This is a genomic window from Cyclobacteriaceae bacterium, from assembly GCA_025808415.1.
In the GTDB taxonomy this organism is placed as follows: domain Bacteria; phylum Bacteroidota; class Bacteroidia; order Cytophagales; family Cyclobacteriaceae; genus UBA2336.
Map to the genome: position 1 here is coordinate 3,391,491 of CP075525.1, position 12,393 is coordinate 3,403,883.

8 protein-coding genes, 1 tRNA gene and 1 other RNA gene are annotated in these 12,393 nt (G+C 44.1%); 7 read left to right on the forward strand and 3 right to left on the reverse strand.

Translation table 11 applies throughout. From position 1 onward, the window contains the following. Positions 1-56: 56 nt before the first annotated feature. Positions 57-1,727, forward strand: a complete 1,671-nt coding sequence (locus KIT51_15040; protein UYN86168.1) for a hypothetical protein — start codon at positions 57-59, stop codon at positions 1,725-1,727. Between the two features lie 15 nt (positions 1,728-1,742). Here KIT51_15040 and KIT51_15045 read toward each other — a convergent pair whose 3' ends face one another. Both KIT51_15045 and KIT51_15050 read right to left on the reverse strand, forming a co-directional pair. Further along, on the reverse strand, positions 1,743-3,500 hold the full coding sequence (locus tag KIT51_15045) for an OmpA family protein (GenBank protein UYN86169.1): 1,758 nt from the start codon (positions 3,498-3,500) through the stop codon (positions 1,743-1,745). Positions 3,501-3,637: 137 nt separating this feature from the next. Then, entirely contained in the window at positions 3,638-4,081 is a 444-nt protein-coding gene (locus KIT51_15050; protein ID UYN86170.1) for a cytochrome B, read from the reverse strand. An 80-nt stretch (positions 4,082-4,161) separates the two neighbouring features. Here KIT51_15050 and KIT51_15055 point away from each other — a divergent pair, with 80 nt between their 5' ends. The 6 genes from KIT51_15055 to KIT51_15080 all read left to right on the forward strand — a co-directional run bounded on the left by KIT51_15055 (position 4,162) and on the right by KIT51_15080 (position 11,340). Next, complete coding sequence (locus KIT51_15055) at positions 4,162-5,130, forward strand: hypothetical protein (GenBank protein UYN86171.1); 969 nt, start codon at positions 4,162-4,164, stop codon at positions 5,128-5,130. Positions 5,131-5,137: 7 nt separating this feature from the next. Next, a complete protein-coding gene (locus tag KIT51_15060; protein UYN86172.1) occupies positions 5,138-7,537 on the forward strand; it encodes a penicillin acylase family protein in 2,400 nt (799 codons plus the stop codon). Between the two features lie 98 nt (positions 7,538-7,635). Then, the gene (gene raiA / locus KIT51_15065; GenBank protein UYN86173.1) at positions 7,636-7,929 is read left to right on the forward strand and encodes a ribosome-associated translation inhibitor RaiA; all 294 of its coding nucleotides are present in this window, start codon (positions 7,636-7,638) and stop codon (positions 7,927-7,929) included. Positions 7,930-8,065: 136 nt separating this feature from the next. Then, complete coding sequence (locus tag KIT51_15070; protein UYN86174.1) at positions 8,066-10,480, forward strand: prolyl oligopeptidase family serine peptidase; 2,415 nt, start codon at positions 8,066-8,068, stop codon at positions 10,478-10,480. A 54-nt stretch (positions 10,481-10,534) separates the two neighbouring features. Next, a complete protein-coding gene (locus KIT51_15075; protein UYN86175.1) occupies positions 10,535-11,212 on the forward strand; it encodes a DUF4918 family protein in 678 nt (225 codons plus the stop codon). Between the two features lie 56 nt (positions 11,213-11,268). Next, positions 11,269-11,340: transfer RNA gene (locus tag KIT51_15080), tRNA-Arg, on the forward strand. Between the two features lie 636 nt (positions 11,341-11,976). On the opposite strand, the gene ssrA is transcribed toward KIT51_15080, so the two are convergent. Then, positions 11,977-12,368, reverse strand: a transfer-messenger RNA (tmRNA) gene (ssrA, locus tag KIT51_15085). Positions 12,369-12,393: the final 25 nt, after the last annotated feature.

Genomic DNA, 12,393 nt, shown 5'->3' on the forward strand with positions numbered 1-12,393 from the left:
CCTTTTTTTAATACAAAGTATTATAGAATATCTTTAGCGGTACAAACATCATTGTTATGAACAAGACTTATATTAAGATATTTCTACTATGGTTCATTCTTCTTTTCTCAACCTGTCAACCATCAGGTGATACCGACAGTAGCATAGCCGTAATTACAAACCAGTATGATGACCTGGTTGCCCTATTTCATGAATGGCGTGCATTTGAAAAACCTCCCCTTCGCGATGGCGCACCCGATTATACCGAGGCCACATTCGAAAAACGTTGGCCGGCATTTAAGGCATTGCAAAAAAAATTACTGTCCATTGACTATAAAAACTGGCCGGTTAATCAACAAGTTGACTGGCGGATTGTATGGGCCGAAATGAACGGATATGATTTTAACCACCGCATATTAAAACCGTGGCAACGCGATCCGGCTTTTTATACATCAGTATTTATGGAACGTAGTGATGTGCCTGCACACGAAGGGCCAACCCACCATGCCATAACTGAAGTATGGATGTACCAGTTCCCGTTGAATGATGAACAGCGGAAGAAATTTTTAAATGATTTATCCGTAATACCATCGCTACACAACCAGGCCAAACAAAATTTAACCGGCAATGCACACGAACTTTGGATAGCCGGCATTCGCCCCATTCAAAGGCAGGCGGAAGATCTAAAAACCCTACTGAACTTTGATGGTATTAACAATGATAAGGAAATCGTGCACGCTATTGAAACAGCTATTGCATCAACACAAAGCTTTGCACAATGGTTAGAACAGCAAGCCGCGGCCAAAACCGGTGAGTCAGGAATTGGAAAAGAAAATTATACCTGGTACCAGCAAAACGTTCACCTGGTACCCCTTACCTGGGAAGATGAGGTGATGATACTGAAGCGCGAACTGGCGCGTGCCTGGACATCCCTTAAGCTTGAAGAACACCGCAACCGAAAACTACCCCCGCTGGTTGCTGCCCATTCACCCGAAGCTTTTGCTGCATTGGCCGATCGAAGTGCAAAAAGCCTGCTCAGGTTTTTAGCTGACGAAAATATTTTAAGCGTTAAGGATTATTTTGAGCCAGCCCTGCGTGCGCACCTGGGCTCGTTTGTTCCGGAAGGAAAGCGTAATTTCTTTCTGATTACCATGCATTATGATCCACGACCACTTTACTCGCATTTCTACCATTGGTTTGACCTGGCACAGCAGGATAGTGAACCTCACAAAAGTGAAATCAGACGTCAACCTTTATTGTATAATATATTCGATTCGCGTAACGAAGGCATAGCCACAGCCGTGGAAGAAATGTTTATGCAGGCCGGCCTATACGATGATGACCCGCGCGTTAGGGAAATCGTGTACATCATGATTGCTCAACGGGCCGCGCGCGGGTTAGGCTCATTGTACGCGCACGCTAATGAAATGAGCATGGAAGAAGCAGGCAGTATTCACAGCGAATATACACCTCGGGGTTGGATGAAAACTGAAAAGGACTTGTTGATTTTCGAACAACATCTGTACCTGCGCCAACCCGGCTATGGTACAAGCTACATTACCGGTAAATACCTGGCTGAACAAACTCTGGCCGATGTGGCCAAACTGAAAGAATCAAAAAACGAGAAATTCGATCTCAAAGAATTTTTTGATCAGTTTAATGCCATAGGTAACATACCCATAGCACTAAGCGCATGGGAAATGACGGGGTTGGAGAAAGGTTTATCATCAAAAGAAGTGAAGCATTAACAGGGCAAGGTAACTTTACTTCTTTACCACCGTAAATTCAACCCTGCGGTTATTAGCACGGCCAGCATCGGTATCGTTGGTATCAATCGGTTTGCTCTCGCCATAGCCTTGGGCACGTAAACGTGCTCCATTAATACCCTGGCTAACAATATAATCAACTACCGATTGGGAGCGGCCTTGCGACAAATTCAGGTTGTACTCATCCGAACCTTTGCTGTCGGTGTGGCCTTCAATCTGGATTTCAACTGTTGGGTTTTGTTTTAAAAACTCAACTACCTTGTTCAGCTCGACAAAAGACTCTTTCTTCAAGGTGGTTTTATCAAAATCAAAATAAATATTTTTTAACCGAACAGTAAGTCCAACTTCAATGGGCTGGAGGATGAGGTCCTTAATTACCGGGGTAAGCTCCTCGCTAATAACCTCAACACTGTCCGTTGCATTCAGATAACCTTCTGCAGAAGCTGTAAGCATATACCAGCCTAATTTTTTTATCTCCTGCTCGTATGTTCCGGCAGCAGCCTGCAGGTTAAGGTTAACACTGCGGTCTTTCTTGAGCTGAATCTGGAGCTTTGAAGCTACAGGTTTCATGGTTTTACTGTCATAAATAGTGCCGGCTAAAATCAGTTTCTTTGCAATGGGAGTAAGGTAAAGATCAACAAACAACGTGGTGTCATTACCCAATACCGGTAACGATAAGTTAATATCTTTTGGCAAAAACCCTTCTTGCGAAGCGGCCACCATAAATCCGCTTACTTCAGGGATTTTAGTTTCATACTTTCCATCACTTTTCGTGTGCAGCAAGGTAGCCTCGTGAGCGGCCGGCTTTACCTGCACATTGGCCGGTATGGGTTGTTGTGTCTTTTCATTGTAGATGGTACCCTTTACCATAATGGAAATATCGCGCGGGATGAGTTTGAAAAGATCTAGTGTGCCACCAGCTCCAATAACCGCCCGGCTCATGTACACATGGCCTTCACGATCAATACAAAAATACATTTCGCCACCAGCTGTGTTAATGGGTGAACCCATATTCACCGGCTCACTCCAGTTTTGCCAGGTATCATCCAGTCGGGTGGTTTTATAAATATCTGACTTGCCAAACTTCCCAGGAACATTGCGGTCACTGGCAAAATAAAGCGTTTTATCATCGGGCCCGAGAAATGGCCCAAAGTCATCATCCTTAACAGAAATATTAAGCTTTATCGGCCGTGTCCATTTACCATCGTTTCCTATGCTGCTCACATATAAACTGCTACGGGGGCTTCCGGCAATCTCGCTTAAAAAAATTATCATGTTCTTCATATCAGCCGACATGCTGGCCCCATAAAAGCGACCTTTGTTCATTTCTTTGAAACCGGGCACATCCAGTTCGGTAAGCGAACCACCTGCACTAATTATTGAAAAGCCTTTCGTATCCTTTACCCGGCCACCTTTAACAAAGAGTGAACCATCAGGCAATGCGGTAAATACCTGGTTGCTGCGATGGATATTATAAGGAGTGGTGAGGTGTTGTGGTGCCCCCCACTCGCCATTTTCACCAAGAGAAGAAACCCAGATATCATCGCTACCTTCTTTGCCAAAAGTGTTTTGCGGATGGTTATGGATGAAAAAGTAGAGCTTTTTACCATCATATGAAATAATGGGCGCTGCATCGTGGTAATAGGTATTTACTTCTTTATTGAGTTTAACCACGGCATAGCGCGGGGCATACTCCTGCCCCAGCACACTAACAGACAAAGCCAAAAAGCAAGATGAGAGGATCAGTTTTTTCATTACAAACAGGTTAACTGTTCATAAAGGTAAAAACATTAAAGGGGAGATAAAATAAACCCTATCTTTCAAAACCTTGATTTATACGATTAAAATCGCAGGAGCGCCAGGTTGTTTAAGAAATCGTACTGGCTGGCAGATCAAAAAAGGCTTTGATGGATTATGCCGCGGCCACTCATGGAAAGCGATACAATAATCAACAGCAAGGCCAATGCATTAAACAGGAACATGCGCTTGTGCCGTGCACCGTCATCGGTCATTTTTTTAGAAGTTGTCCGGGCAAGGGTAATGAAGATAATGGCAATGATATTCAATGAAATGTGTTCAACGGCCCAATACCTCAGTTCAGGATTTTTCATGGTGCCGGCATTATATTGAACCATGGGGCTTACAAAATACAATACCAAACCAACCAATAACTGCAAATGGGTAAATATAAAAAGGTAAAGGCCCAATTTATTGTCCAAACCAGTATAAGGCTTTTTGCCCAGCCATTTTTGCAGGGAAACAAACACCACCACTACCAACATTATTAATACAAAATACCGCAACAACGAGTGGGTATGTAACAAACCTGTATGCATAGCAATTAAAATTTACGCCCGAAAATAGAGAAGCTTTTCCAAACTTCCGAAAAACTGCATAATTTGTACGGTACAGCAATATGAAACGCTTTTGGCTGCCCCTGCTCTTCTTTATTTCAACGCTTTGCGTTAATGCGCAAGATGAAAATGGCTCCATTGAATCGCCCCCGGACACCGTAAGGATTGGTGCCTACATTATAAGTATCCACGACATTAATTTCCAGGACAAGGAATACACTATGCGGTTTTGGCTTTGGGCGCTATACGATAATGTGGCATTCGACCTGGCTAAGCAATTGGATATACCTAATGCCAAGTCCATTGACGACCCCCAGGTAATCGTGGATGTGGTGAACGGCAAAACATGGCAGCTGATGAAAATACGTGCCACCATGAAACAAAACTGGAAGGTGGCCAATTATCCGTTTGACAAACAACACCTGGTGGTACACATCGAAAATACAATTTTTGAAAAAACCCGGTTGGTATTTGTGCCCGATGAATTGGGCAGTACATACGACCGTGAATTAACCATTGATGGATGGAAGATCAGCAACTTCGAAGTGAAGGTGGGCAACAACGAGTATACAACTGTATTTGGCGATCCTTCGTCAGACTTGCTGCACTCAGAATATTCATCCTTTAACCTCGTGTTTGATATTGAACGCAGCGGTTGGGGCTTGTTTCTCAAGCTCTTTACCGGCATGTATATAGCATTCATGATTTCGATGGTAAGCTTCATGCTCCATCCTAAAGAAGTTGAGCCCCGTTTCGGTTTACCGGTAGGTGGTTTGTTTGCTGCGGTGGGTAATAAATACATCATCGATTCGCTGCTGCCTGAATCAAATACCTTTACGTTGGTGGACTCATTACACTCGATAACCTTCTTAACCATCTTTGTTATTCTGGTGGTATCCGCCATTGTTTTAAAATTCCATAGCAAAGGCTTTGAAGCACGCGGGCAAAAGCTAAATAATTATTCAGCCGGTGTGGTTTTGGTTCTGTTTGTTATTGTTAATCTCATCCTGGTTATTGCCGCTATTAAGTAAACCGATTATGAAAGTTATTAAATGGATTGTTCTAAGCATTGTCATTCTTGCTATCGTTGTCGCTTTAGGCGGCTATATTTACCTACGTTCTGCCGGGCCAAAACTTAACGGAACTATTTCACTGCCCGGCTTAAAAGCCGAAGCAGAGGTTCTTTACGATGATTTCGGAATCCCTCACATTTATGCACAAAACGATGAAGATGCCTACTATGCCTTAGGCTACGTTCACGCTCAGGACAGGCTCTTTCAGATGGAAATGCTAAGGCGTGCGGCCGGGGGTCGGTTGGCGGAGGTATTAGGTGAAGAGTTGGTAAAAGTGGATAAGCTTTTCAGGACCTTAGGCCTGAATCATTTCGCCAAACAACATGCGCAAAAATTCATGAATGCCGATACCGCCACCTTTCAACGGTTGGCGCTCGCATATCAAAATGGCGTAAACCAGTTTGTTAAAAGCGGAAAAACGCCCATCGAGTTTACGTTGATCGGCATACCCAAAGAAGAATTTACACCACAGGATATTTACCTGGCCGTTGGGTTTATGTCGTTTGGGTTTGCGGAAGGCTTTCATGCCGACCCGGTATTGCAAAAAATAAAAACCGAATGGGGGGAAGAATACCTGAAAGACCTGGCGGTTGAAACACCTGCTGATGCGGTGCTGATAAAAAATTTCACTGGTGCTGCTAAATCGAAAGGTAATGATCAGCTCATAGCCGCAATAAACAATGCGCTGGCCACGCTTCCGGTTCCGCTTTGGCAAGGAAGCAATGGTTGGGTGGTTTCAGCAGAAAAATCAACTACTGGCTTCCCTATTCTTGCCAACGATACACACATCGGCTTCGCTCAACCTGCCGTGTGGTACGAAGCCCACCTTGAATATCCGGGTTTTAGCTTTTACGGCCATCACCTTGCCGGTATCCCGTTTGGCTTGCTGGGCAACAACCGGTTTTGTGGATTTGGCCTTACCATGTTTGAAAATGATGACGTGGATTTTTTTCTGGAAACACCTAATCCTGAAAATAAAAACCAGGTGAAGTATAAGGAAAGTTGGGAAGACCTTACCTCGCGCACCGAAATAATTAAAGTAAAAGGAAAGGATGATGTTCTTTTTGAAATAAAATCCAGCCGCCATGGGCCAATTATTAATGGCATTGTTGAAAACGTGCAGGAAGAAGGCGATCCGGTGGCACTGGCCTGGCAATTGTTGATGATGGAAAACCACGCCTTACAAGCAGCCTTCAAACTCAACCACGCTACAACTTTTAATCAAGCACGCGAAGCAGTCTCGATGTTCTCTGCCCCTGGGCTTAACGTTATGTACGGAGACACCGATGGCAACATTGCCTGGTGGGCTGCAGCTAAACTTCCCGTAAGGCCTGCACATGTCCAAAGTAAGCTTTACCTGGATGGCGCCAAGGGTAATGATGAGTATTTAGGCTATTATGATTTTACTAAAAATCCCCAAACCATTAACCCACCGTGGGGCTTTGTTTACTCAGCCAATAACCAACCCGATACCGTGGATGGCGTACTGTACCCGGGTTATTATTATCCGAAAAGCCGTGCAGGCAGAATTTTTGAGTTACTGTCAGCCGATAAAAAATTTTCAACTGAAGATCTAAAAACCATACAATTGGATGTTCTTTCCCGCATGCACGTTGAGGTGGCCCGGGAAATTGCACTTGTGCTTAAGAGCAGTTCACTTGATGAAAACGAAACTATCGTTTTAAATGAACTACAAAACTGGGATGGTAATCACAAGGCTGGCACTATTACTCCCTCCGTTTACTATAACATACTTTCGCAAATTGTTTATCTGGCGATGGAGGATGAACTAGGCACAACAGCCTTAAAATCGTTGCAGTCTACATCCATTCCTAAAAATTCATTCCACTCTTTTATCGGAAATGATTCATCGCCCTGGTGGGATGATGTACGGACAAAAGATAAAAAGGAAACGCGGCAAGAAATAGTGCTGCGCGCTGCTCAGAAAGCAATTGACCTCCTTCAAAAAAATTGCGGCCAAATACCCAACCAGTGGACCTGGGGAAAAATCCACACGCTCATGCACAAGCATGCCTTGAATGAAGCCGGTCTCGGATTCATGTTTAACGCAGGGCCATTTGTTGTTGATGGTGGCAGCGAAGTATTGAATAACCTTCATTTCAACCTTGATACAACCGGGTACTTTCACGTAACAGGTGGCCCGGCCTTGCGCAAGGTAACCGACTTTGGCAACATCGAAAACGGAGAAACCATATCACCCTCCGGACAAAGCGGAAACGTAATGAGCCCGCATTATAAGGACCAGGCCGAAATGTTTGCCACAGGAAAATACCGAAAAATGCTCATGAACAGGGATGAGATTGTTGCCCGGCACAAGAATAAGCTGGTGTTGAAGCCGCAATAGGTGATGACAAATATCATTTCAAAAAAATGATTGATATTGTTCAACAATACACCGAAACTCCTTTCTTTACCCTCAGATAAGCAGAATACTATACCCATATGAAAATCAATATTCAAACACTCGATTTTAGTCCCAAGCAGGACTTACTTGATCTCGTAAATGAAAAAGTTGAAAAACTTGAACGCTTCAGTGACCGCATCGTGGAAAGCCGGGTGGTGCTTCGCGTTGAAAAGTCAGAAAAGCGCGATAATAAAATCTGTGAAATCAGGGTGGTCATTCCGGGCAACGATTTATTCGTCAGCAAAAAGTTTGAATCGTTCGAAGAAGGCATTCATAAGGTAACTGACACCCTGCAGCGCCAACTTAAGGAATGGAAAGAAAAGCAAGGCTAAACCTGCAAAGCCACTAATACAGCCCCGGACAATAAAATCCGGGGCTTTTTCTTTTCCATAACCCCATCAAAAAAAGCTGGCTACGTCTGGGGCATTGTTGTACATTACTTCCATTAAAAAGTAAATCAAAGTTTTTATGAAAAAGCATTTATACCTGATTCTTTTACTGGTGACTACTTTGCTTTTTGCGCAGGAAAATTTAACCTACCAGCGCCCGCCCAAGGAAATCGCCAAACTGGTGGAGGCGCCCCTTACACCGTTCGTAACATTTTCGCCCGATAAGCAGTGGATGATGTTGCTGGAACGTTCCGACTATCCCACCATTGAACAACTTTCGCGGCCTGAATTACGCATTGCCGGTATGCGCATCAACCCCGACAATTTTGGTCAAAGCCGGGGCAACTATATTATCGGTGTAAAAGCAAAAAAAATCAGCGGTGGGCCAGAATTAGAAATCAAAAACCTTCCGGCAAATGCATTACTGGGCAGTCCATCATTTTCTCCCGACAGTAAAAAACTGGCCGTGCTCAATTACAATCCGGATGGCATTGAACTTTGGGTAATTGACATGGCTACTCTTACAGCATCAAAAATAACCAATCGTAAAATCAACGACACGATGGGCGGTTCACTTGCCTGGCTTTCTGATTCGCAGCACCTGCTGTTTACTGCTGTACCTGCTAACCTTAAACCACTGCCATCTAAATCCCGTGTACCGGCAGGCCCCATTGTAGAAGAGAACCTGGGCAAAAAGGCGCCTTCACGCACCTATCAGGACCTCATGAAAAATCCATACGATGAAGCAGCTTTTGATTACTATACCTCCTCCGACCTGGTATTGAAAAATTTAAGCGGAGCTGAAAAAATCTTAAGTCCGTCTGCCATTCATTACAACTTCAGTCCCTCGCCTGATGGTAAACTTATCCTTATCGAAACCATACAACGCCCCTACTCCTACCTGGTTCCTGTGTATAATTTTCCCAAACATATTAATGTTATTGATCTTGACGGTAAGCTGGTGAACGATATTGCGGCCATACCGTTAACCGATTACATTCCCACAGGATTCAACGCCACACAGCGCGAACCGCGCGGCCATAACTGGCGAAGCGATAAGCCTGCAACATTGTATTGGACGCACGCACAGGATGGTGGCGACCCCAAAGTAAAAACGGAAATCCGGGATAAAGTCTATACGTGGGATTATCCCTTTAAAGGCGAACCCAAGGAGTTGATCAGCCTGCCGTTGCGCTATGCCCGTATTACCTGGGGAAACGATAATCTGGCCTGGGTTTACGAGCGCTGGACCAGCGACCGTAAAGAACGTGTGTACCAGGTTAACCCATCAACCCTGGCGAAGAAAGTTGTGTTTGACAGAAATTATGAAGACAACTACAACAACCCCGGCAATGTAGTAACGGCACCAAATGCGTTTGGTAGAAGCGTTATGCTAATCACCAACAACACTACGGTATTTCTTACAGGGCAAGGCTCATCGCCTCAAGGGGATCTTCCATTTTTGGATAAAATGGATATTAACACCGGAAAGACAACCCGCCTTTGGCGTTGCCAGGCTCCTTATTATGAATACGTAGTTAACCTGCTAGACACTAAAAAAGTAACTTTTGTTACTTCGCGCGAATCGAATACCGAAAACCCAAACTACTTTATCAGAACTGCAGGCTCAACCAAAACAACACAACTCACCGCTTTCGCGCACCCGTATCCTCAAATAAAAGATGTTAAAAAGCAAGTGTTGCAATACAAGCGCAGCGATGGCGTTGAGCTTACCGCACATCTCTACCTGCCGCAAGGCTACAAAAAAGGAGATGGCCCGTTACCAGGATTGGTGTGGGCTTATCCACGCGAGTTTAAGTCGGCCGATGCAGCCGGCCAAGTGCAGGGTTCGCCTCATACCTTTACCCGCCTGAGTTGGGGTGGCCCGATTTATTGGGTAACGCAAGGCTATGCTGTGTTAGATAACGCATCCATGCCGATCGTTGGTGAGGGTGATAAGGAACCTAATGATACGTACATTGAACAATTAGTAGCCAGCGCGCAAGCCGTGGTTGATTATGCCGCGTCATTAGGCGTGCTCGATCCATCGCGTGTTGGCGTTGGCGGCCATTCGTACGGTGCGTTTATGACAGCCAATTTGCTGGCACATTCGGATATTTTTAAAGCCGGCATTGCACGAAGTGGGGCCTATAACCGAACGCTTACACCTTTTGGCTTCCAGGCCGAAGAACGCACCTATTGGCAAGCACCTGACGTGTATTACCAAATGTCGCCCTTTTCTTTTGCCGATAAACTGAAAGAACCCATCTTGTTTATCCACGGTGAAGCCGATAACAATTCGGGCACCTTTCCAATTCAAACAGAACGCTTTTACAATGCCATTAAAGGCCATGGCGGAACGGCACGCTATGTGGTGTTGCCTTACGAAAGCCACGGCTATGCTGCTAAAGAAAGCATTTTGCACACCCTGTGGGAAATGAACCGGTGGCTGGAACTGTACGTGAAGAATGCAGGCAAACAAGCAAAAAAGTAACGATCAACCCTGCGCTTTTAAACTATAATGAATCCGATCTGCTAACTTCAAGCCATGACGTTAGCCGATCGGATTCTTTCTTTTAACAAAACCCTGAAGATTATCGCCCCACTCCCAAAGGGTGTAGAGGTATTGAATCCATTTCAGCAGCCAGATACCTTTTACTTATGCGAGCTGTTCTACAAGAAATATTATAACGATTCAAATTCACGCTCCTTAATTGTGGGCATTAACCCCGGCCGCTTTGGTGCGGGGCTTACAGGGGTTCCGTTTACTGACCCAATTAAATTGGAAGAACGATGTGGCATTTCAAACACAATGCAAAAGAAAGCAGAGCTATCGGCTGATTTCATGTACAAGGTATTTGATGCTTTGGGCGGGCCAGAACTATTTTTTAGCAGATTCTACATCAGCTCGGTTAGTCCACTGGGGTTTGTTAAGGATGGAAAAAACCTGAATTACTATGACATTAAAGCGTTGGAGAAAATGGTTACTGCTTTTGCGGTTGACTCCCTTATTAAACAACTTGATTTTGGATTGAACCGTGATATTTGTTTTTGCCTTGGCGAAGGGAAAAACTTCGTTTTCCTGAGTCGGCTCAATGATCAGTACAGGTTCTTTAAATTGATTGTACCTTTACCTCATCCACGGTTTATTATGCAATACAAGCGAAAAAAAATGCCCGAATTTATAAGCCATTATACCGAGCAGTTGAATAGAAGTTCGGTTTAGATAAATTTTTTCCCTTCCGGCTATTCCTTATTTTTGCACGCCCGCTTAAGGGATTTGGCTCCGTAGTTCAATGGATAGAATATAAGTTTCCGGAACTTAGGATGTAGGTTCGATTCCTACCGGGGCTACTGGTAAATCCTTCAGTATAACAACTGAGGGATTTTTTTTCGCCCGCTTTAAAGTAACCAAAGTTTCTTTCTGGTTTCTCGCGTTAGGTTACTTCAAACCGGAGTTGTAGCCATTTCTCCTGCTTGTATAGCGTTATCCTTAATGGCAACTCAAACAATTACCCTGCTTTATCGTTTTCTTTAATAGAAATCCTGAGCGGGGGCATCATTGATGCGATACAAAACATTTTTCGCCTGCCGAAAAACACAAATCGTTTTGCACTTCATGATTTCCATTACGGCAGTAAATGAGGAGTAAGATTATTGAAGCACTTCAACATTCACTCAAGAATTATTTTACTAACATGTTTATATGGAAAATTTTATTGCTTACATGTTTAGTATTAAAAATTTGATAGATGCAAATATTTTATCAAAAATTTTGGAAATTAAGTTTCTAATAGTACCTTAGATCAGTTTTAAATGAATGTTTAACCAAAATTAAAAACGCTATGGCAAAGAAAGCGAAAAAAGCTGCTAAGAAGAAGACAGCAAAGAAAGCAGCTAAGAAGAAGAAGTAATTGACGTTGATGGAAACATCAACAAACAAAAAGGGCTGGTCAATGATCAGCCCTTTTTGTTTTACAAAACCTGAATGCGTGGAGCCGCAGGGAATCGAACCCTGGTCCAGAGAAGATTACAATCGTATCTTCTACATGCTTAGTTGACTTTCATTGTCGGGAATAAGCCGGCAGGCAACAGCCAACCCATTCCGTAGTTACGTTGTCTTAGCCGGGTGGTGTAACCCCACACGGAGCAGTTCTGCAAAACGACACCGCTATACCAGTACCTGCAGAACAGCGCACTGAGCGATGATGGCCTCCCCGATCTTATCGGGGATAAGCTAACCTATCGTATCGACAGATTAAGCAGCCATGGCGTAGTTAGTCTCGCCACGTATGGTTCAGGACTATCTTTCAAGGCTCTCATCCTACGAGCCTGCATGCTTACACACGTCATAACACATCCTGTCAAAACCGGTCGGCCCCAATACCTCAAAGAACTTATAGCCGT